The sequence below is a fragment of the Bradyrhizobium sp. USDA 4516 genome (assembly GCF_054055915.1).
Window position 1 is genome coordinate 5,339,341 of sequence record NZ_JBSRXT010000001.1, and the last position, 20,148, is coordinate 5,359,488.

Annotated in this window: 19 protein-coding genes and 2 pseudogenes; 14 read left to right on the forward strand and 7 right to left on the reverse strand. The window is 57.7% G+C overall.

The features are described 5' to 3' along the window. Window positions 1-194: 194 nt before the first annotated feature. Together ACVI1L_RS24590 and ACVI1L_RS24595 are read right to left on the reverse strand one after the other, a co-directional pair. Window positions 195-2,435, reverse strand: a complete 2,241-nt coding sequence (locus ACVI1L_RS24590) for a tetratricopeptide repeat protein (protein WP_456784057.1) — start codon at window positions 2,433-2,435, stop codon at window positions 195-197. A 173-nt stretch (window positions 2,436-2,608) separates the two neighbouring features. Continuing rightward, entirely contained in the window at window positions 2,609-2,923 is a 315-nt protein-coding gene (locus ACVI1L_RS24595; protein ID WP_456784058.1) for a hypothetical protein, read from the reverse strand. A 507-nt stretch (window positions 2,924-3,430) separates the two neighbouring features. Between ACVI1L_RS24595 and ACVI1L_RS24600 the strand changes: the two genes are divergently transcribed. The 6 genes from ACVI1L_RS24600 to ACVI1L_RS24625 all read left to right on the forward strand — a co-directional run bounded on the left by ACVI1L_RS24600 (window position 3,431) and on the right by ACVI1L_RS24625 (window position 8,342). Further along, the gene (locus ACVI1L_RS24600; protein ID WP_456784059.1) at window positions 3,431-5,059 is read left to right on the forward strand and encodes an acyltransferase family protein; all 1,629 of its coding nucleotides are present in this window, start codon (window positions 3,431-3,433) and stop codon (window positions 5,057-5,059) included. Window positions 5,060-5,279: 220 nt separating this feature from the next. Then, window positions 5,280-5,486, forward strand: coding sequence for a cold-shock protein (locus ACVI1L_RS24605; protein WP_050424578.1), 207 nt, complete (start codon window positions 5,280-5,282; stop codon window positions 5,484-5,486). A 571-nt stretch (window positions 5,487-6,057) separates the two neighbouring features. Continuing rightward, window positions 6,058-6,471 (forward strand): hypothetical protein, encoded by a 414-nt coding sequence (locus ACVI1L_RS24610; protein ID WP_456784060.1) that lies wholly within the window; start codon window positions 6,058-6,060, stop codon window positions 6,469-6,471. 284 nt (window positions 6,472-6,755) lie between these two features. Beyond that, window positions 6,756-7,511 carry a hypothetical protein gene (locus tag ACVI1L_RS24615; protein ID WP_456784061.1) on the forward strand — a complete coding sequence of 252 codons (756 nt, stop codon included), beginning with the start codon at window positions 6,756-6,758 and terminating at the stop codon, window positions 7,509-7,511. 201 nt (window positions 7,512-7,712) lie between these two features. Continuing rightward, window positions 7,713-7,862 (forward strand): hypothetical protein, encoded by a 150-nt coding sequence (locus ACVI1L_RS24620; RefSeq protein WP_456784062.1) that lies wholly within the window; start codon window positions 7,713-7,715, stop codon window positions 7,860-7,862. Window positions 7,863-7,967: 105 nt separating this feature from the next. Further along, window positions 7,968-8,342, forward strand: a complete 375-nt coding sequence (locus ACVI1L_RS24625) for a hypothetical protein (protein ID WP_456784063.1) — start codon at window positions 7,968-7,970, stop codon at window positions 8,340-8,342. 423 nt (window positions 8,343-8,765) lie between these two features. Here ACVI1L_RS24625 and ACVI1L_RS24630 read toward each other — a convergent pair whose 3' ends face one another. After that, the gene (locus ACVI1L_RS24630; protein WP_456784064.1) at window positions 8,766-8,945 is read right to left on the reverse strand and encodes an XRE family transcriptional regulator; all 180 of its coding nucleotides are present in this window, start codon (window positions 8,943-8,945) and stop codon (window positions 8,766-8,768) included. On the opposite strand from ACVI1L_RS24630, the gene ACVI1L_RS24635 reads away from it, so the two are divergent. Next, window positions 8,916-9,212 carry a hypothetical protein gene (locus ACVI1L_RS24635; RefSeq protein WP_456784065.1) on the forward strand — a complete coding sequence of 99 codons (297 nt, stop codon included), beginning with the start codon at window positions 8,916-8,918 and terminating at the stop codon, window positions 9,210-9,212. The two genes, ACVI1L_RS24630 and ACVI1L_RS24635, sit on opposite strands and share 30 nt — an antisense overlap. Before the next feature lie 112 nt (window positions 9,213-9,324). After that, window positions 9,325-9,492: pseudogene (locus tag ACVI1L_RS24640) on the forward strand (recombinase family protein); the annotation flags it as partial. An 18-nt stretch (window positions 9,493-9,510) separates the two neighbouring features. On the opposite strand, the pseudogene ACVI1L_RS24645 reads toward ACVI1L_RS24640, so the two are convergent. Next, window positions 9,511-10,630 (reverse strand): annotated as a pseudogene (locus ACVI1L_RS24645) (Fic family protein). A gap of 313 nt (window positions 10,631-10,943) precedes the next feature. On the opposite strand from ACVI1L_RS24645, the gene ACVI1L_RS24650 reads away from it, so the two are divergent. Further along, window positions 10,944-12,353, forward strand: coding sequence for a DUF2130 domain-containing protein (locus ACVI1L_RS24650; RefSeq protein ID WP_456784066.1), 1,410 nt, complete (start codon window positions 10,944-10,946; stop codon window positions 12,351-12,353). 739 nt (window positions 12,354-13,092) lie between these two features. Here the strand turns inward: ACVI1L_RS24650 and ACVI1L_RS24655 are convergent. Further along, window positions 13,093-13,659 (reverse strand): hypothetical protein, encoded by a 567-nt coding sequence (locus tag ACVI1L_RS24655; RefSeq protein WP_456785690.1) that lies wholly within the window; start codon window positions 13,657-13,659, stop codon window positions 13,093-13,095. Here ACVI1L_RS24655 and ACVI1L_RS24660 point away from each other — a divergent pair. Next, a complete protein-coding gene (locus ACVI1L_RS24660; RefSeq protein WP_456784067.1) occupies window positions 13,540-14,451 on the forward strand; it encodes a type IV toxin-antitoxin system AbiEi family antitoxin domain-containing protein in 912 nt (303 codons plus the stop codon). The genes ACVI1L_RS24655 and ACVI1L_RS24660 overlap by 120 nt on opposite strands. Before the next feature lie 358 nt (window positions 14,452-14,809). Continuing rightward, a complete protein-coding gene (locus ACVI1L_RS24665) occupies window positions 14,810-16,933 on the forward strand; it encodes a prolyl oligopeptidase family serine peptidase (protein ID WP_456784068.1) in 2,124 nt (707 codons plus the stop codon). Between the two features lie 105 nt (window positions 16,934-17,038). On the opposite strand, the gene ACVI1L_RS24670 is transcribed toward ACVI1L_RS24665, so the two are convergent. Beyond that, window positions 17,039-17,167, reverse strand: a complete 129-nt coding sequence (locus tag ACVI1L_RS24670; protein ID WP_456785604.1) for an Lrp/AsnC ligand binding domain-containing protein — start codon at window positions 17,165-17,167, stop codon at window positions 17,039-17,041. 313 nt (window positions 17,168-17,480) lie between these two features. On the opposite strand from ACVI1L_RS24670, the gene ACVI1L_RS24675 reads away from it, so the two are divergent. Further along, window positions 17,481-18,200, forward strand: a complete 720-nt coding sequence (locus ACVI1L_RS24675) for an aspartate/glutamate racemase family protein (RefSeq protein ID WP_456784069.1) — start codon at window positions 17,481-17,483, stop codon at window positions 18,198-18,200. A gap of 497 nt (window positions 18,201-18,697) precedes the next feature. Here the strand turns inward: ACVI1L_RS24675 and ACVI1L_RS24680 are convergent, their stop codons facing one another. After that, on the reverse strand, window positions 18,698-19,171 hold the full coding sequence (locus ACVI1L_RS24680; protein WP_253640654.1) for a MarR family winged helix-turn-helix transcriptional regulator: 474 nt from the start codon (window positions 19,169-19,171) through the stop codon (window positions 18,698-18,700). Between the two features lie 98 nt (window positions 19,172-19,269). On the opposite strand from ACVI1L_RS24680, the gene ACVI1L_RS24685 reads away from it, so the two are divergent. Beyond that, a complete protein-coding gene (locus ACVI1L_RS24685; RefSeq protein ID WP_456784070.1) occupies window positions 19,270-19,638 on the forward strand; it encodes an antibiotic biosynthesis monooxygenase family protein in 369 nt (122 codons plus the stop codon). 30 nt (window positions 19,639-19,668) lie between these two features. Next, complete coding sequence (locus ACVI1L_RS24690) at window positions 19,669-20,115, forward strand: hypothetical protein (RefSeq protein ID WP_456784071.1); 447 nt, start codon at window positions 19,669-19,671, stop codon at window positions 20,113-20,115. Window positions 20,116-20,148 lie beyond the last annotated feature (33 nt).

A 20,148-nucleotide genomic window follows, 5' to 3' on the forward strand; every position in this document is an offset into this window, starting at 1 on the left:
CTTCCATGTCGGCGTTCGGTCATTCCCGGCTATGCCGGCCCAGGCGCTTGCTTTTCCGGTCAGCCTGAGTTGCAGCGCTTGCCGCGACAGCATCCGCTAGACCCGCCGGAGCTTTGATGTGCAACACTCATGTTCTTAGCGATCCTGTCTCACGCCGCTCGGGCTCGATGGCAAGAGTGCTATGAGCCGCAAGCTCACCGCGGCTTCGCGGAAGATGTAGAAGCTCGCTCCCGCCGCGAAGCCTGGTCAGCTTGCAGGCTTTTCTCAATGTGCTCACGGGTGAGGACGTAGTCTGGGTCTCCTCCTATCTCGACAGCGACTGTCGCGTGGTTCAGTGACATATCTGGCCGGCCTTCGTTGAAGTACTCGATGGCGAGATTGTTGTGGGTGAGCGCATGTCGAGGGTTAAGGTCAAGAGCTCGAACATAGTGCGCGATGCTCTCGTGCGCCTTGCCAAGCTCGGAATAGGCAAGGCCGATATTGCTCTGCAGGTCGGGGTTTTTGGAATTGATCTCGGCGGCCGCCAGATAGGACTCCAGGGCAGCCTTCGGCCTGTCCTGCCGCATCAAGATGTTGCCCTTCTCGAAGTGAGCTCGCCATTCATTTGGCTTGATGACAAGTGTCCTGTCGAGATCGGCGAGTGCGCCAGTGGCATCTCCCATTCTGCTGCGAAGTGCGGCCCTGTTCAGGTGAGCCTCATAATAGGGTGGACAAAGTTCAATGGCGCGTGCATAGGCCTCCAGCGCCTCGGCTTCCCTCCCAGCCACTTTCGAAAGCAGGTTCCCCAGGTCGTTGTGATACTCTCCATAGTAGGGATCATAGGCAATGGCCTCACGCAACTGCTTCTCAGCCCGAGAAAGTTCGTCGATGAGTTCATAGACCTGACTGGTGTTGTAGATCAGAATCGATTGGTGAAGCTTGAAGCGCTCGTCGCCATAGGCCTTAAGCATCTTGCCAAGGCCTTCGGCGCAAAGCGCGAGGGCTTCGTCGTACTTCTGCTGTTTGGCCTTGATGTAAGCATAGGCGTTCTCTGCAAATACCTTGATGTAGTCGTACTTGTCGTGCCCCCTGAAATCCCGCTCGATGGTCTCCAGGTTCCTTAACGCGTACTCCTCGGCCAGCGTGAGGTTGACCGGCTGCTGATAGCGTCCATACGTCATTGATTGGGCATAGAGAACCGTTGGCGTGTATCGGCTCTTTGGGAACGTTTTGTCAAATTCATCCAGATAGGGAACCGATACCCGCCCGCAGCCGAGTGAGTACAGCACGAAAGCCGCGTTGATGAAGGCGGCATTCACGCTAGCATCCCCGGAGCCGTAGGTGCGAAGCGCAGGGTCGGCGAAAATTTCCCCGAAATAGCCAAACCAGAGATCGTACAGGCCAATGCTCTGGAGAATCTGACTTGGTTCTGCAAGCAGCTCCAGACGCTTGTACTTGTCCCGCACCGATAGCGCATGCAGCATGACGAGAGGCGCCTTGCCCGCTAGATAACGCTCCAGGCATGCGTGGTGCAGCTGCTCGTGCAGATGATCTGCGGTCGCCGGTTCGAAAATTGCATAGTTTCGCTGCGCGATCAGATCGGGCGTGGTGCAATCGGATTCAATGTAAGATTTGAGAAGGCTATGCCGTTCCCCCGTGTTGAGGCTGGCCAGATAGAGATCCACGGTCGCGGTCGGGTCGAGATAGCCGACGACTGGTAATCCTGCCGCAGCGCATTTGCTCAAAGCCTCCGCAATCAACGGATTGCCGCCGCTTGCCTCATAGATCTGCCGATGCTTCTCCGCGGCGAGATCCGGATCAAAGGTTGGTCCCAGCTCTTGCGAGCTATATCTGCCGAAATGAACCTCGCTGGCGTCCGGGAAATAGAGGCGTTGCTCATAGTCAATCAGAACGAAGCGAAACAGCCGCGCATCGTCGTCCAGCCTGACGAGCAGTTTGATCAGGTTCTTGGCCGAGCCGGACAGGGCCGCCGCCCGATCGATGACGATAATGTGACGCTCGTTGAGCCGTTGGGCGCAGTTGATCAGGAATTCGGCTAGTCCGACCAGGAGCTTGTTTTGATATTCATGATGATAGAACCGGGTACGCTCCTCCTTGCTCGAGGTATTGGTGAGATCCTTCGGCACGGTAAAGGCGTCGCTGTTTAGGAGGGGGAATAGCCGCTTCAAGGATTGTTGTGCCGCCTCAACCAGTTTGGGCCTATTTTCTTTGGCCCACCTTAGTTCGGCGTCAATGAGCGTTTGCAGCCCGGCAAGATAGCCGCCGGTCCGCCAGTCGCCGTCGGTGATAGAGAAGTTATAATGGGAGCTCGCGAGTGCCGATTTGATCGTCGGCAGCGGCGCCATGCCCGCTTCCGCCTTCAAAATCGTGATCGCACTGAGCTCGACGGATGCTGATATGGCTGAAAGCACGCGCTGCTGGATCAAATCAACCATTTTACTCTCCCGAACCGTCACAAAAGAGGGTGGTCGAAACGACCACCCTCCGATGCCGCTATGCTCTCATCAGGTAGATGCATCCAAGGCATCCGTCGCACCAACCTAGAGCGTACCCGTGTACGGAGTGGTGGTGCGGATCGTGGTCTTGATCTCGGCGATCTTCTTTTTCATCACGTGTTCCTTTCCTTCTCTGGCACGCCAGATCCAAGCGAAAGCGCGTCCGGTCGTGCAGAACAAGAATAGTAAATTGCTGCACCAATCCGCAGCGAGATTCCTTGGCAGACGTTGTCAAAAAGATTGAACGCGCGATTCGGATCGGCTGCCCGAGCCGGCAGCAATAGCTGCGCCCTTCCTTTTGCGATGCGTTCAGGTATCGCCATCTCAGGCTCAGCAGCCTTGGGCCGGCTGGCGGCGGGGGCGTAAGGATGAACCTCGTCGCAAGGAGTGTCACGAGGATAGGCACGTTGTGCGCTCCGCTTCTGCACATGAACCTCCTGGTGGCTGGCTGATGATAGCCTTCGCGTGCTTCCGTAGGACGTGAATTGGTGCATGTATCCGTTGTGAGGCTGCCCTTGGCGACAGCGCGTTGCTCTGACCTGGGCTTTCATCGAGTACCTTGCGTCCAAGCTCCCTTCGCAGAGGGAGCAAATTGGCTGGCGCCAACCCATTCAGGAAGGCTTCCGGTGAGACAATGGCGCGGTTCAAGTTTGACAGGTCAGGGGACGTAGCGTGGGCCAGAGCCGGTCGGAATATGGACCTCGATCCGGAGTAGCCCTACCAGAAGGCAGAGTTTCAGCGCTAGCCGACTTCCCAATAAGGTGCGAGGGCGCTCCGATTACGGATTTGAGCAACCGCGGGAGTTTGGCTGATCGCATGGCACGCTCGCGCGATGCGATCAGTCTTCCCTGCCTTTAGCACGTGTCCAGCTGCGTGCCTTTGGTGCCATCGACCGCCAGGATTTGTACCCACCTCGCAAATGACGAGCGACATCGATGGATAAGCAGATACCCGCGCTGACCGGTATCCGGTTTGTCGCGGCGGCAGCGGTCGCATTGTCTCACGGCGGCAGCCTGTTCCTGCAGGGACCCAGTCTCGCGCTTGATATCAGCGTCGGGACACTCGGCCTGCTCGGAATGTCGGTCTTCTTCACGCTGAGTGGCTTTGTCATTCAATATAACTATGGCCGCTCGATTGTGAGCAGCCCGCGGAAAGCGATCCCGGACTTTCTCGTGGCGCGCATAGCGCGAATCTATCCTCTGTTTGTTGTTCTCTTTCTCGTCGAATTGCTGACCGGACCGTTTGTCTGGCCGTGGCTCCTCGGAACCAAGGCGCCGGCCGAGGGATTCTCAACGCACCTCATCCCGTTTCAACTCGGGATGGTTCAAACCTGGTTTTTTGCGAATATCGCCGGTGCAGCTCCCGTCTGGCAGTACGAGGAGGTCGGCATCGTCTCCTGGTCGGTGAGCACCGAGTGGTTCTTCTATCTCGTTTTTCCGCTCGTTTGTCCGCTCCTTGCGCGGATCAGAACTGTGCCCGCCGCGGTTTTGTGCGCCATTGGAGCCGTCGCAATCGAGCTTGGCATCGACCTTGCCGTGCTCATGCTGCAGGGCCGCATCAACCTGTTTGCGCTTCATGCCTATGGCACGGAGGCGGCTCTGCCGAACTGGAAGAACACGCTCATCCTCTGGATCGTCTACTTTTCGCCGTTTTGCAGGGTGTGGGAGTTCGTTCTCGGCTGTTGCTTGGCAAGGCTCCATGAAGTGTGGTCGGCGCAGGATTTTAGACCGTCGCGCGCTCTGCTCGACATCGCAACAATTGTTGGCGTCGGAGCGATTAGCTGGGTGTTCTGGTTTACCGCCCACAAGCCGCCATTTGGGGCTTCCATGAGCCTGTTCGATATTGCACGCAACAATATCGCCCTGGCGGCGCCGGTGGCGCTCATCCTTGTCGCGGCGGCTCAGCCCAGCAGCACTGCAGGACGGCTGTTGTCAGCAAGATGGCTTGTCTTTCTGGGCGAGGCCAGCTTTGCCCTTTATCTGATACACATCATCATCTTCCGGCGTTTTCCGGTGGTGCGTTGGGAAACGTCGATCCAACTGCTTGGCCATCTCGGTGCGTTCGCTCTTGCTTTCGCCTTGGCGACTTGCGCCGCGATCTTGTTGCATTTCGGCTTCGAGGTACCGGCCCGCAGGCGAATTCGCGGCGCCTATCAGGCGGCCTCGGCGGAACAGCGCAGGCTCCTGGTGCGATGGGGAACTGTCGGCTTTGCCGCTCTTGTTGGTGCGGCGGCCGCGTATGCACTGCGGGATGCGACCGGAGATGCCATCACGCAATCGGGTATTTCGGTCGTTTCCGGCACATATGGGGGCAATTGCCGCTGGATGTCAGCGCGCGGCAACACCACGGATGCGCTTGCAGAAGCGTGTAATGGTAGGAGTGAGTGTACGTTTCGTACAGAGATGACACGGATTGCTGATCCTGCTCCGGGTTGCGCAAAGGAGTTTGCCGTCGCCTGGTTCTGCAAGGGAGACCGCAGCATTCGCGCAAGCTCGGCTCCGGATGCGCATGCGACGTCGTCGGCTCTGCAACTATCCTGTAACAAGGTGGCGCGCGATGATTGAGCCGCGGGCTGAACGCCCATCCGGATCTCGCCCCTGAAACGAAGATTTGCGACGTCAGGGTCTTGCTGCCGGCCGTCGCACAAAACAGTCAGCACTTTGGTCATCGGGCAAAAAGTTGAGGGCGTGATTGCCGCGGCGGACGAGCGTCGTTTTGCCGCCCACCTTGATGGCTGCGAGACTCTTCGCTAGATCACGAAGGTTCACTGATGGAGATGCCGCCGTGGCAATGGGTATTGTGAAGTGGTTCAATTCCAGCAAAGGTTATGGCTTCATTCGGCCGGAGGACGGAAGTGCCGATGTGTTCGTACACATCAGTGCCGTGGAAAAGGCCGGTTACACCACCCTTGAGGAGGGGGCTCGGGTCAGTTACGAGCTCAAGGCCGGGCGCTCGGGCAAGACGTCAGCTGAGGATCTTCGGGTTGGCTGATTGAAGTGCACCTGCAGGCTGCCCTCTGCAACTTGTGATCTCGCGCCTGTCCGGCGATGCCTTGATCTGGTGCGCCGGGCGGTCCTTTACGACCGTCGCTTCCAACTGAGGCTTTGCCGCAAGCCCCGTGGCGGCTTCAATCAAGGCATTGCTCGCCGGTGCCACAGCAGTTCCGGATTCTGCCCGCCCTGGAGCAGTGTGGACCTGACACAATATCCTCGGTGCCATGAATGGTCCGAACCGTACACTCCTGCCCAGCGGGCCAGGAGGTGTACGCCGCGCATGTCCTTGTAGCAACTTGCTGCACCGGCCGACGCAAAGCTTGTGCTGTCGATTCTAAAACGAGCTCACCGAGGCGAGTTCGTCCGTTATGGACGATGCGAGCCTGCGGCGTGCTGATAGCGTGCCCGCTCGAGGACCGCTCGCGCATGAGCCGGCGAGCGATTTCAGGACGCCGGCGCCGGGTTAGCCAATATAGTTGAGGTTAACGGCGCCATGCTGTTGACGACGTTTCCCTGATCTTGAACCATTGGACGGGAACTGCGCACACAGCCCATCGGAGACACGGCAAGTGTCCTTCCAGCTGACCGTCCTGAAAGTGCTGGCCGGTCAGCCCACCGGGCGGGCCTCTGTTGCCGAAGTCCGACGCGCCGTGGAGATCCTGATGAACAGCGGCCGCGACTGGACCGATCGCATGAAGCGATTGGCCGAACATGCCCCGGATCTGAATATCTTTTCGGCGAAGTTTGTCATTCGTGACGCTCTCGGCTGGGAAATCACGCAAGAGGGGCGGCAATTCCTGTCTGCGCTCGAAAAAGCGGTCGCCGATCAAAGAGAGCGGCGCCAATCAACCATCGATCCCTCGTCCAACGAACTCCATGCGCATGCGTTGGATGCCGCTAAGCCACATACTGCTCCCTGCGATCGCCGTCGCAGGTCGCGGCGGCGCCGCAGGAAGGCCCGGTCTGATCGGCGTACAGCATGAAGTGGCTTGACGCCAACGATCACCCGTCCCCTACCCAAGATGGGTGCGGCATCTGACCCGTAGTGCTGAGGAGATGCGACAAACAAGTTTGAGGCGGCGTAACATGCGGGTACGTGATAGGCGAGCGGAAGCGAAGGCGAGAAGCGGTTTTAAACGGCCCCTGTCCGTGCGGTTCGCAGAAGACCGCCCGCCATTGCTGCTTTAACGGCAAAGACTGGCACAAGCCCGCCGCCACTCTCGGGCTAAGGTCGCTTCCGCCGTCATCGAGTGTCGCCAAGTGTTCCATGAAGGAATTAGGGTCTTGTGTTGCCCCAATATCCGGCGAACACATCATCTCCGAGTCGGTCATCCGGGTGTTAAAAGGGGACGGTGAATTCTCGGTTGCCGGCCTGCCACGGCTTACGCCGGACGAGACCAAGATACTGGCGTCCCAAAGCCTGCGGACCAACTGCCTTTGCACCAAGCACAACAGCGCGCTGCATCCGCTCGACGATGCGGCACAGTATTTCTTTGCGTCGCTGAAATCGTATCTTGAGCACGACGCGGTAAAGAGGCATGCCCTGGTGTCGGGGTACGACATTGAGCGCTGGCTGTTGAAAACGGCCAAAGCGGTTGCCGTCTCGAAGAATCTTGCAAGGGGGCGGGAGCGGCTTTCCGGCACGTTCTCGCGGGACGCGGCGATACTGGACATGCTCGACGACCCGCGTCACTGGCCCGACGGGGCCGGGCTCTATTGTGTAATGAACACGGGCGATACGCTGCTGAACCAGTCGCGCTTTCAGTTGCAGCCACTCACCAATGCGCAAGACGATATCGAAGCTCTGGCGCTCAGCATCATGGGCTTGGTTTTTGTGTTGCTGCTCGAACCGCTCGATGTCGGCAAGCATCCCTTCTTACAGGGGGCAAAGTACCGACCAGCCAGAATTGTCATATCGTATCCGACCTCCACCAACTGGCTTACGATGAGCTGGGAAGACGGGAAAGCCCACGAGATGCTGACGATGCAGCACGTGCGGAATGTGCGAGCCGGTGCTCGCTGACGTGTTCAGCGGCCGGTGTTGGAAAATCTTGTATATAGCGGGGATAAAGTTTCACAACCCACTGGAAGAACTGACGAAAACCGGGATTCGCACAGCTGCCTGTGGGAAACGTGCATAACCGATTATGTGCGTTGCGGATCAGCTCCGAAACCCCGACATAAGGAATCCCACCGGCTCTCAAGGTTTTCAATGGAGAGCTGTATGTCCGACCATCAACTGAAATTCAAAGGTCCCGGCTTCGACTTCGACGCCAAGGGATGGCAGGCGATCGTCGCGGCCATCCTCATCGTCGGTATCGGAAGCGTATCAGAGCCGGGGCACGACGGACATCGCCATGGCATTGACCCTTAAGCGCGGCTATCGCCAGAATGTTCTTGCGAGTAATAGTAGGGCGGACATACTCGCTATAGTTGATACAGCTTTGCCTATTACGAAGGCTCGCGGGGCCTGCAATCTATGAGTCCTTTTGCCAATAACCTCTTATTCCTGGGCATACTTGCCGCTTTCCTCATCCCTGCCAAGAAGTGGACCGAGATGAACCCACACAGGATCGAAGACGGTCCATCGTGGGGCATGGCGACGGTCAGCGCATTTTACACGATGGTCCTATTTGCGATCGCACTTATTTCTGAAGCACGAGAATACTCTATAGCAGCCGCATTCTTCGGCTCTTTCGCATTTGGCTCCGCAATAGGTGGCTGCTTTCTGACCCAATTTAAGCGAAGCCCCGAAGAGGTTCCCAATGCGCTGCTTCGATGGTGGACCAGTAAGTTCGACGGAGCAGCGGACGGCCTGTTTAAGTCAGTTTTCGTTTTACCGGCGGGGGGCTGATCTCTCACCTCACTCCACTAAACGGCCGGTTCTGGTCAGCAGTCATCCTGGCGATAGTACTGGTTTCTGCCAAAACCGGGGTCGCCATGTTGGCCCTTCATGACGATGCGGCAGCTTTGCTGCGAACGACACGGGAGCGGATGCTCATCCGTGGTAGCATCCTGCTCACCATGATCGTGGGCATCGCCAGCCTCTTGTTTTGGCTCGGTCTCGCACGACCGTTTGTCGAGAGTTGGTCGCACGAATGGACGAGCATTATGGGCTTCCTAGTGGGAATCATCTTTCACTCCCTATAGGCAGCTTGGATTAGTGAAGTCGTCGCCAGCCAGATCATTGAACCATATTACGAGCGAATCGGCCAAGCTTGTCGTCTGTTCGACCTCCTGCCTGGGCACCTGCCAATGACCTTTAAGGGCCATAACGTCACCTCTCGACCAGCTTGGCGGCTTCGGTCTGGGTGATCTCCCGCTCAGCCATCAGCCGTTTCAGCTGAATAACGAGAGCGGCCTTGAGCTGATCCTCCTCGGCGTTGGCTAAGCCGAGATCAGCGAAAATGTTGCCGGAGCCCCGGCTATGGGCGGGCAGCTTCTTCTTTGTGCTCATCATCGGTCTCCCTTTGTTGCCTTTGTGGATGGCCTCGGCGTCGCGCAGGCGCTGCCGGATGGCCGATCACGATTGGATTCTTTTCGAACTGGCTTCGGGCCGCATGGCGCTTTGCAGTCCAAAGCACTCGAAGCCGCCAAGTCCGTAACGGCCGTGAAGTTTATAGATGCCAACGAGCGTTCAGCGCTTCGCGAGAACGATGAGCTCATCCCAACACTCGAGGAGGAGTTGGAATCGGATCAGGATGACTCGGACGATGATGAATGATGTGTGAGTCACTGGCGAGCTTGTTGCACAAGTCAAAAACTTGCAACACTGGTAGTCATCAGTCTTCGTAACCGCTTTGACTGTTGCATCAGTCTGCTGCAAATTACAGACAGTGAAACACGGCTACGCCCGCGTATCGACCTCCGAGCAGGATCATTCTGGGCAAGTCGACGCTCTAAAGGCTGCCGGCGCCGTCAAGGCCTTCAGTGAAAAGATGAGCGGTATGAGGGCCGATCGGCCACAGCTCGCCCGTGCCTTCGCCGCGCTGGACCAAGGTGACGTGCTGGTGGTTATGGTCTCATGCTGGCGCTTCGGTGCCTTGATTGAGAATGTCGAGGTAGCGGACGTAGGCGTATATCCGCCGCCTCTGCTTGGCGGTGATTTCGCGGACGATGCCGAGTTTTTCCAGATGCTCCATCGCCTTGGCGACAGTAGGCCTCGAAAGACCAAGTTCTTTTGTCGTCGCCGGCACCGATAGAAGTGGGCGCTTCTGCAGAAGCTGATGCACACGCAGCGTCGATGCCGCAGGCCGGCCAAGCGCGGATATGGCGCGCCGGTCCTTTTCAAACAGCTCCAATAGCTGGCGCGGGGTTTCGGTTGCCTGGGTCGCGGTTTCAATCACGCCTTCAAGGAAGAAGGATATCCAGCTTTCCCAATCGCCGGTCTCGCGGACTCGTTGAAGCAGCTCGTAATAGCGTTTTCGATGAGTTTTGAAATAGAGGCTGAGATAGAGCACAGGCTCTTTGAGGGCACCCGCTTCACAAAGAAGGAATGTGATGAGCAGGCGGCCGAGACGGCCGTTGCCGTCCAGGAATGGGTGAATGGTTTCAAATTGAACGTGCGCCAAAGCGGCTTTAATGAGAAGAGGAATGCCCTGATGCTCCGCATGAAGGAAGCGCTCCAGCTCATCAAGTCATTGCATGACGAGATGTGGGGGAGGGGGCACAAACGTTGCGTTGCCGGGTCGCGTTCCACCGATCCAGTTCTGGGATTGCCGAAACTCGCCTGGCTGTTTGGTGCTTCCGCGTCCGTTGCGGAGCAGTACGCCGTGAATCTCTCTGATCAGCCGCAGCGACAGAGGAAAATTATCTGTGCGCAGGCGGCGTAGGCCGTGGTTGAGGGCGGCCACGTAGCTCGACACTTCCTCGACATCTTCGATCGGGACGACAGGACCGCTTCCTTCTGAACGTACATGTAGATGAAAAGTGGCGGGGCTGGTAGAACGGTGTCACGCCGTCCAGGCGGCCTAAGGCAGCCGTCGCCCGATCCAGCAGCTCGACGATCTTGACCAGGTCAATGGGCGGAACCGGCGGGAGAGGGGGCGGCATGAAGGCGCGCACGACCTCGCCCCCTACGGCGCTTTCGATGAAAGTACCCAGGCGGGTTCCGGTCGCATTAGCCAAGGGTTCCGGTCGCATTAGCCAAGAAAGCTATCCTTTCCTTACGATTCGTGTAAGTAAAGGATAATTGGTTTTCCTTTCCTTAGGTAGGACGGAGCCCTCCGTTCGGGCAGCTTTTCTCCCCTACGCCCGCCAAACCAACTCGCCCGATCGGAAAACCGGGGAAAATGCCCGGAAACGTTGCGCATTGCTTGACCGTCCAAAGCGGCAAGTTCTAATTTTTTTCTCATGCGCAAGGGAGCCTATCAGAAAGCCGATCAGCCAGGTTGGGCCGGGTTCCCCCCAAGCTTTCTAGACAACAGCAGCCGCGCCAACCCTTCGGACAGGAAAAATGCACGAGATCATCTGTCCCCACTGTGAAAAGGCCTTCAAAGTCGACGAATCCGGCTATGCCGAGATTCTGAAGCAGGTCCGTGACGGCGATTTTGAGAAACAACTGCACGAACGGCTGGAGTTGGCCGAGCGGGAAAAGCAGAACGCTGTGGAATTGGCCAAGGCCAAGGTCAGCAGCGATTTGCAGAAGACCGCGGCCGCCAAGGATGCCGAAATCCAGGAGCTGAAGTCCAAGCTTGAGGCAAGTGAGGTTACTCAGAAGCTCGCCGTCACCGAAGCCCTTAGTGCAGTGGAAAAAGAGCGTGACACGCTAGCGAACGCGCTCGCGCAAGCTGAACGCGAGAAGAAAGCTTCCTCAGAGCTTGCTGAGGCCCTTTTGGCCAGCGAGCTGCACAAAGTCTCCGCCGCCAAGGAAGAGGAAATCCGAGAGCTGAAGGCCAAGCTCCAAGGCGTCGAGCTTGAGAAAAAGCTCGCCATGACCGAGGCCGTCGGCACGATCGAAAAGGAGCGCGATGAGCTGAAAAACGGCATCAAGCAGGTACAGCTTGAAAAGCAGCTCTCTGAACAGTCGCTCAAGGACAAGTACGAAACGCAGCTCAAGGATCGCGATGACGCGATCGAACGGCTAAAGGATATGAAGGCCCGCCTGTCGACCAAGATGGTTGGCGAGGCCCTCGAACAGCACTGCGAGACCGAGTTCAACCGGGTGCGATCGATGGCCTTTCCACGAGCGTATTTCGAGAAAGACAACGACGCGCGGACCGGCAGCAAGGGTGATTACATCTTTCGGGACTCGGACGAGGCCGGCAGCGAAATCATCTCGATCATGTTCGAGATGAAGAACGAGAGCGATAAAACCGCGACGAAGAGCAAGAATGAAGATTTTCTGAAGGAGCTCGACCGGGATCGCAATGAGAAGGGCTGCGAATATGCTATCCTGGTCTCACTGCTCGAACCTGACAGCGAACTCTACAACGCGGGCATCGTCGACGTCTTCCATCGCTATCCGAAGATGTATGTCATCCGGCCGCAGTTCTTTCTACCCATGATCACGCTTCTGCGGAATGCTTCTCTCAACTCACTGAAGTACAGGACGGAGCTGGCGCTCGTTAAGGCGCAGAACATCGACATCACACAGTTTGAAAACCAGCTTGAGACGTTCAAGAACGGGTTCGCCAAGAACTACGATCTTGCCTCCAGGCACTTCCAGACGGCGATCACTGAGATCGATAAGTCCATCGATCATCTCCAGAAAACAAAGGATGCGCTGATCGGCGCGGACCGCAACTTGCGCCTTGCGAACGACAAGGCGCAAGACGTGACGATTAAGAAGCTGACCCGGTCTAACCCGACGATGGCCGCGAAGTTCGCGGAGCTTAAAAACCAGGCCGCTGAAGCCGCCGAGTGAGGCGCGCCATCTGACGCAGACTTCACGGTTCGGCGCGTACGATTTTATCTCGTCCAACGCCGCTTCTCTAGCGCGAGGATAATACAAGAAGTTTGTTGGAAGCCCTTGTCAGGGCAACATAGAGATGGCGTGTAGGCAAGGCTCCGTGATCGAGTACGATCGCTGAGTGTGACTGCAAGCCCTTTAGCAGCAAGGTGCTTCCGATAGATTTTTGGTAAAGAGCTCGGGGCACAAAGCGACGTCTGGTTCTGATGATATCGGCGCTAGCTTGAATTTCGCTGAATGCTTGACAGCGAGACAGCGTTTGAGTGGTAGCCTCGAAAAGCTCCGGCCGAAACAGCCGCGTACCTCTTCTTGCTCGCAGGGACATTAGGACTTGTATTAGGCCATTCGGCGAGGGGTCTGATAAGAAAGAAAGGGCAGCTTGCTCTGCCTGGTCAGGATCGTTCCTAGCACGGCCACTCAGCAGGCTTTCCACTCGTTGTGACAGAACGGTCCCACGAACCGACGTCATGACCGCTTCCGCGTGCTGGATGGCTAAATTCACGATCTTTTTGGGATCATCAGACGCGTCCACCACCTCATTGCAGAACTGTTGAAGGTCCGGCAGATCAGATCTTTCCACCATCGTGACTCCCGGATGCCGCCGAGCGAAATCGCGTCGCACGGCCATCGCAGGCGAATTCTCAATGATGAATAACTTTTCGCCTCTTGCTAATCTCATGTGGGACAAAGCGTCTTATTCCCCCTCGATTTGATCGTCTGTGTGCGTTTTCAGCGTAACATGCGCTTTTGGGCATCCATCAAAATTGACCGACTGACCATTTTCGATGGCTTGCCTGATTTCATGCAGCCATTCTCCGAGTTTCCGGCAGCCAGCTCTCTCCCACTTCTCCGGTTTGGTTAGTCGGTCTAAGGGTGAAAATGCCTTTTCGACAAGAGACCAGTCGACCAGCTCCTCCCCAAACTCAAAGATGGCCTGCAGATGATCGCCATAAATCCGAACGGGCAGCCGCAGGTCGATCGCCGTGACAAGCTGGTGCTGGAGGAGGTCGCAGTCTTGGTATTCATCAACGAGTATAGGAACCATCAGGACGTCGAATAACGACAATCTGCTCTGCTGATAGCTCCCGAACGACAACGGGAGAGTGTGTTGTAATAAACGTCTGGTTCTTTTGGCCGGACTTTGAACCAAGCACATACAGCAGTTGAACGATGCGGTATTGCGCGCCCTTCCGAGCTTGCCACGGCAGGCGTCACGGCGGCGACAATTGCCCGCATGAAGCAAAAGGGCCTTGTCGTTCAACTTGGACGTGGGCTCTACCAACTGGCGGACCCTTCCACAGATACGCATCACTCGCTCGCCGAGGCGGCCAAGCGCGTACCTAAAGGGGATCGTCGCTCTGATTTCCGCGCTCGCTTTTCACGATCTGACCGATACCATCCCCTCTATGGTCTGGCTCGCCATCGGCCCCAAGGATCGGCAACCGCGTCTGACCCATCCGCCCATGCAGTTCGTTCGCTTCAGTCCGGAGCGGCTTCAGGAACGCGTCGAGACACATATCATCGAGGGGGGCCCGGTGAAGATCTTCAGCCCGGCCAAGACCGTCGTCGATCTTTTCCGCTATCGGCGGAGCGCCGGGACACGCTATCGTCACAGCACCGGGCTCAATCTCGCGCTCGACGGCCTGCGCGAAGTGCTGCGTACCCGCAAGGCCAAGCCTGCCGAGATCGCGGCCTTCGCGCGGAAGGCCGGGGTGTGGAAACCGATGCAACCCTATATCGATGCGATGACCGCCAATGGCTAGCGTTGTGTCGACAGGCAGGTGAGCGTCTGGCTGATGTCGCCAAAGTCAGAATGCGCTTTGCGATATCGGACACCGGCCTTGCGCATACGTGGCGACCGCTGAACGTAGGGATGGCAGTTCAAGAACGAATTGCGTCTGGATCAATAAGACGAGCGAAAAGGCGGGCTCGCTTCCATTTTCCAGGAGATCCTCTTACTGGCGCCAGCGCATCGCTTCGCGGCAGGCCGAACTATGGCGCGTTCAACTCAGCAAAGGCGGGGTCCCGAACGCGCCAACACTCCGGCGGCTAACAGCTTGCCTCGTCTATCCGAACGCAAGCGAGAAGCGGCCCCGCCGCGATATCGCACTTCCGATGTGGTTTCCGTGGTCGAACCAGCGGCCACAAAGGGCAGGAAAGGCTTTCTGATTCCGAATCGTTGCCCGGCGGACACCTGATTGTCAGCTCCAGACCCAATGTCGGGAAGCTGACCTGGCGATGCGGTACGACGCGTCAGAAACCGCTGTTTTCCAGACGGCATGCTGCTTGCACAGTCGAGGTCCGGCGGCGCGACATAGTGCGTGCACGCTCGCAACACGAATTTCGCGACTGTCACCCAGTCGCAAGAACCTGCGGGCTCGCCTTGTGCGTGCCCGTCCGAGGATAAGACAATGAAAAAGTCCGTTCTGCACGCCGGGTTGTTCTCGATCATATGTCTGACAGTCGCGCTGCTCCACGGGCAGTCCGGTGCGGCGCCGGCGGACGATCCGTTCCTCTGGCTCGAAGAGTCCGAGGGACCGCGCGCATTGGCCTGGGCGCAGGCCGAGAACGAAAAGACGATCGGCTCGCTGCAGTCGGATCCTCGCTATGATCGCTTTTATCGGGACGCCCTAACCATCCTCCAGGAAAAACACCGGATTCCGTACGTTTCGCTGGGAAGACAAGGTCTAGAAAATTTCTGGCGGGACGAGAGCCATGTGCGTGGCATCTGGCGGCGCACCACCCTTGAGAGCTATCGCAGGGAGGATCCCCGATGGGAGACCATCCTGGACATCGATGCGCTCGCTGCCGCCGAGAACAAGAACTGGGTCTACAAGGGACGCAGCTGCTTTGGGAGCCGCTGCCTCGTCAAACTTTCCGATGGTGGCAAGGACGCCGTGTCCATACGCGAGTTCGATCGTGACGCCAAAAGCTTTGTTACAGGTGGATTCGAGCTGCCAGAGGGCAAGCAGAGCGTCAGCTGGCTCGATCGTGACACTGTCCTTGTTGCACGTGATTGGGGCGAGGGGACCACGACCGAGGCTGGCTACGCTTTCGTATTGAAGGAACTCAAGCGCGCTCAGCCGCTCGATCAGGCGCGCGAAGTCTTTCGTGGCCAGCGCACCGACTTCGAAATCGTGCCATTGGTGCTTGGTGAAGGGCGGATCCATGTGACCGGCGTCGCCCGTCGGATCAACGGATTCGAGCGCCAGTATGTGCTGTTCGGGCCCGCGGGGCCGATCGAGCTCGATCTGCCGAAGAAGTCGGCGATCGTCGGCATCGCGAGTGGCCGCCTGCTTGTGAAACTGGACGAAGACTGGATGCGCCGCGGCGAGACCAGCTTCAAGGCCGGCTCAATGATCTCGTATGACTTGGCCGAATGGAAGCAGGATCCGCTGCGGGCCAAACCATCTGTCGTTTTCCAGCCCAATTGCCGCCAGGCACTCCGCGGATTTGGCAGCAGCAGGAATTTCCTGGTGCTGACGATTTTGGACAATGTTCAAAGCAAGGCATTCCTATACAGGTACGATCAGGGCAGATGGCATGCCAAGCCGATCCCGCTGCCGGAGAATGCGAGCGTTAGCCTAGCAGCCGTTTCCCAGCAAGCGGACGAGATGATGTTTAGCGTCTCTGACTATCTCGCGCCAACGTCGCTTTGGTACTTTGATGCCGAAAGCAAACGGCTCGAGCTCTTGAAGACAGCACCTGCGGCGTTCGACGCATCGAAGCATGTCGTCGAGCAGTTCAAGGCAACTTCGCGCGATGGTACGCGGATTCCGTACTTCCTGGTGCGACCAAGGAGCGCAAGATTCGACGGGTCAATCCCGACGTTGCTCTATGGTTATGGCGGGTTTCAGGTTCCGCTTCTCCCTTCCTACGCAGGAACTGTAGGTCGGCTATGGCTCGAGCAGGGGAATGCGTATGTTGTTGCCAACCTGCGCGGAGGCGGCGAGTTCGGTCCACCATGGCACGAGGCTGGCCAGGGGGCAACGAAGCAAAAGACATGGGATGATTTCATCGCGGTCGCCGACGATCTGATCCGCCGGAAAGTCACAAGTCCGCGCCGGCTCGGCGTGATCGGCAGCAGTCAAGGGGGCCTGCTGGTCGGCGCCGCAATGACCCAGCGCCCCGACCTTTTCAACGCGGCGATCATACGGGTGCCGTTGTTCGACATGCTCCGATTCACCCACTTGGGCGCCGGCGCGTCCTGGACCGCCGAGTATGGCGATCCGGCCATTCCCGAACAACGAGAGTGGATCGAAGGCTACTCGCCCTATCAAAAGCTGGTACCGGGCAAGAGCTACCCGGAGCCTTTCATTTTCACCTCCACCAAGGACGATCGCGTGCATCCTGCGCACGGTCGCAAGGCCGCCGCAAAGCTTGCTGCGCTTGGCCAACCTTACTTTTACTTTGAGAACTTCGATGGGGGCCACAGCGCCGCGGCCAATCTCATCGAACATGCGCGCCGGCTGGCTCTGGAATATACATACGCATCCAGGCGGCTTTCCCCCGAGCCACCAGGAGCCGCACCCTAAGCTTGGATCGACGGCACTGTGGTCGTGAACCTCAGCTCTTCCATGCTGATGAACGAGCTGAGGTCAGCAAGGTCGAGACCGGCGATCGGCTTCTTGTAAACTGCATCATAGACCGGCACCATGAGGCGTAAGCAGACAATCGGTTTCGCCGGTTAAGCGAGAGGCTTCGAGAATTTCCGGAGTATCTGCAATGGCACGACGAAAATCCTCAAGCCAGCCATCGAGTGACGCGATGGCGCACCCATGAACACAGTCATCGGTACGTTTGTTTTGCGTCGGTCAACCAGGGCGACGCGCCGATCAGAGCGCTGTCCTCCACTGTGCTTGATGCGCCGCCCCGGACACCGAAAGATCGATCGATCCGGCAAGCGCCGTCACGGAGAATCGTTTCCAGCCGGCTTCGTAGCTCGGGTAAGAAGAGTTTGCCATCACAGAGATAAGGCCTTTGATTTGCACTTTCCAGAGAGATTGCGCCAAACAACGCCGAGAATTGTCGCCGAAGGCCCGGTACGCCAGTGTCGCCTTCGCATCAAGTGGAGATCGTAAAGTGCAGCGAACCATTGGGCTGATCGGAGGGATGAGCTGGGAAAGCACGGCCATCTACTACAAGGAAATCAATGAAATCGTCCGTCAGCGCCGCGGCGGCCTCGCCTCGGCAGACATCTTGCTTCGCTCTGTTGACTTCGCCGATATCGTCGCCCTTCAGGAGGCGGAAGAATGGAGGCAAGCCGCTGCTTATCTGGCGAGGATCGCCCGGCAGTTGGTCGATGCAGGCGCCAGCTGCATCCTGATCTGCACCAATACGATGCATGTGATTGCCGACATTGTTGCTGCCGAGCTCAGTGTGCCCCTCATCCACATCGTCGATGTGACCGCTGCGGCTCTGCTCGCCGCTTTCGTCAAGCGACCACTCTTGCTTGGGACGCGCTATACGATGGCGCAGCCGTTCTATTGTGATCGCATGCGGCAGCGGTTCGGCCTTTCGCCGGTCTTACCGGCGGAGGACGAGCGGAACCGCATCCACGAAGTCATTTTCGATGAGCTGTGCTGCGGCACGGTTTCCGACCACTCGCGCCAAGAAGTTATCGACATCATTGCGCGAGGTCGCGCACGGGGCGCCGACGCGCTCATCCTTGGCTGCACGGAGATTGGTCTTCTCATCGGTCCCGAACATACACAATTGCCGGTATTCGATTCGGCGAGGCTGCATGCCAGGGCGGCAGCTGATTTCGCAGAGGGCAGCGGTCGGCTCATGCCGCCTCCCTAAGCGCGCAGCGATGATCGCATCACCGATCGACGTTTGATCTCGTCCGTGGTGATGCCACCTTTGCAGGGGTCTCAACGCCGCTGTATCTGGCCATCTCGGGCAGCGCGTGGCGCAGGAAGGACAATTGTTCACTTGATCACAAGACCAAGCGATGATCGATCGCGCTCGACTTTCAATTATCCGGTTCCCGGAGTGGTTTTAAGTTCATTGCAGCGAATTCGCTGGCGCCTGGACGCGCTCAGCGCCAAGCCACAAAAGGAATGCGCATTCATGCGGCGTCGGCCACACCCATTGACAGCCTAAGGGCGTGATGGCCCTACGGCATACAAAGCAGTCGCGTAACTTCGCCTTCGTATCTTGCCACAGTACCATTGCGCTTTCTTCCCGCATGACCGATCCGGCGGCAACTTGTCTTTGTTCTTTCTGGTTCGGCGAGGCACGCCTGATTGTTCCGGCTCAACGTCTTGACTGCACTGCAGCCGCTGTCCTCGTGCATGTCAGGCCGACTTGTCCTCACGGCTGCCCTCAAGTTTATCTCGCAAGGCCGTGATCACGCGATGGACAGTCCGTATATCCTTGACCGACAGCCCTTTTGAAAGATCGTTGATCCAGGGAGCCTGCAATTCCATTGCGGCTTCGAAGGCGCGGTGTCCATTCTCAGTGAGCACGACGAGCTGCGCCCGTCGGTGATGCGGGTTGACCTCAAAAGATACGAGGCCCTCCCTGTGCAGATCATTGATAATCCGCTGCACGTTTTGACGATTGCCGCCGAGGTCGCGAGCGAGCCAAGCGACCGGTTGGGGACGTTCGGCGGACACAATGGCGCCAAGCACCTGCCAGCGTGCGCTTGTTAGGCCAAGCGGGGCGACCAGACGGTCGCCGACCGTCAGAAGTAGGCTGTCGAGCCTGAATAGATCGAGAACAAGGTCGGTCAGGGCGTCGCCCTCCGGGGTTCGCGTGGCTCTTTTCATTTGTCACCATTATTTTATATTGACATCATGATGTCAATCGATCTATGTACCCATAGTACCAATTAGTCATCATATATTAAAAACCGATGGAGGCACTCATGTCGCTGCTACGCCCACTTGACCCGTCCTTCCCGATCGACCGCCAGATCGCTATTGAGGCAAATTCTGTCGTCCTCGTGAACCCATTCACTCTCGACAAAGCCGATGAGGCGGCTTTTCTCAAGGCCTGGCAGGACGACGCAGCGTTCATGAAGCGACAGCCGGGCTTCATTTCCACTCAGCTGCACAGAGCTCTCGGAGATAGCCCGACCTATCTGAACTACGCCGTGTGGGAATCCACCGCACACTTCCGCGCGGCCTTCACCCATCCTGACTTTCTCGCAAAAATCTCAAGCTATCCGGCCTCGGCGATAGCTTCCCCTCATCTGTTCCAGAAAGTTGCCGTGCCCGGCATCTGCGTTGCCTAGCCCTGCTGCTTTTAGGAAGGGAAGATACTCATGATCAAGTTGATCCATCCTGTCGCTGGCGCCTTGGCTATCGCAACGATCGGCACATTTTGGCTATCGACGGTACTCAGCGAGCTGTTCGCGTCCCATGCCACAGTTGCAGCGGTCAAGAGCACCATACCGTGGGGTTTCTTCTTGCTGATCCCGGCGCTCGCTGCGACCGGTGGTACAGGTGTCATCTTGGCAAAGGCGCGCCGGGCCGGACTGATCGGGGCCAAATTCAATCGCATGCCATTCATTGCAGGAAACGGCATCCTGTTTCTTATTCCGTCTGCGCTCTTCCTTGCGTCCAAGGCTCAGGCGGCAGAATTCGATGCCACGTTCTATGCTGTGCAGGCGATCGAGCTCGTCGCGGGCGCAATAAACATTACACTTCTTGCTCTCAACGTGCGGGACGGTCTCAAAATGAAGGGATGGTTGCGCCGCAAACCCGCTTGAACCGGAACTGCGCGGACAACTGACGTGACGCCC

Bases quoted from the DNA above. Each gene is read 5' to 3' on its own strand.
- ACVI1L_RS24600 (WP_456784059.1), top strand. From the start codon at position 3,431: ATGGATAAGCAGATACCCGCGCTGACCGGTATCCGGTTTGTCGCGGCG.
- ACVI1L_RS24635 (WP_456784065.1), top strand. From the start codon at position 8,916: ATGGGCGGGCAGCTTCTTCTTTGTGCTCATCATCGGTCTCCCTTTGTT.
- ACVI1L_RS24680 (WP_253640654.1), bottom strand. From the start codon at position 19,171: ATGAAAAGAGCCACGCGAACCCCGGAGGGCGACGCCCTGACCGACCTT.
- ACVI1L_RS24665 (WP_456784068.1), top strand. From the start codon at position 14,810: ATGAAAAAGTCCGTTCTGCACGCCGGGTTGTTCTCGATCATATGTCTG.
- ACVI1L_RS24620 (WP_456784062.1), top strand. From the start codon at position 7,713: ATGTCCGACCATCAACTGAAATTCAAAGGTCCCGGCTTCGACTTCGAC.
- ACVI1L_RS24630 (WP_456784064.1), bottom strand. From the start codon at position 8,945: ATGAGCACAAAGAAGAAGCTGCCCGCCCATAGCCGGGGCTCCGGCAAC.
- ACVI1L_RS24615 (WP_456784061.1), top strand. From the start codon at position 6,756: ATGAAGGAATTAGGGTCTTGTGTTGCCCCAATATCCGGCGAACACATC.
- ACVI1L_RS24590 (WP_456784057.1), bottom strand. From the start codon at position 2,435: ATGGTTGATTTGATCCAGCAGCGCGTGCTTTCAGCCATATCAGCATCC.
- ACVI1L_RS24685 (WP_456784070.1), top strand. From the start codon at position 19,270: ATGTCGCTGCTACGCCCACTTGACCCGTCCTTCCCGATCGACCGCCAG.
- ACVI1L_RS24625 (WP_456784063.1), top strand. From the start codon at position 7,968: ATGAGTCCTTTTGCCAATAACCTCTTATTCCTGGGCATACTTGCCGCT.
- ACVI1L_RS24650 (WP_456784066.1), top strand. From the start codon at position 10,944: ATGCACGAGATCATCTGTCCCCACTGTGAAAAGGCCTTCAAAGTCGAC.
- ACVI1L_RS24690 (WP_456784071.1), top strand. From the start codon at position 19,669: ATGATCAAGTTGATCCATCCTGTCGCTGGCGCCTTGGCTATCGCAACG.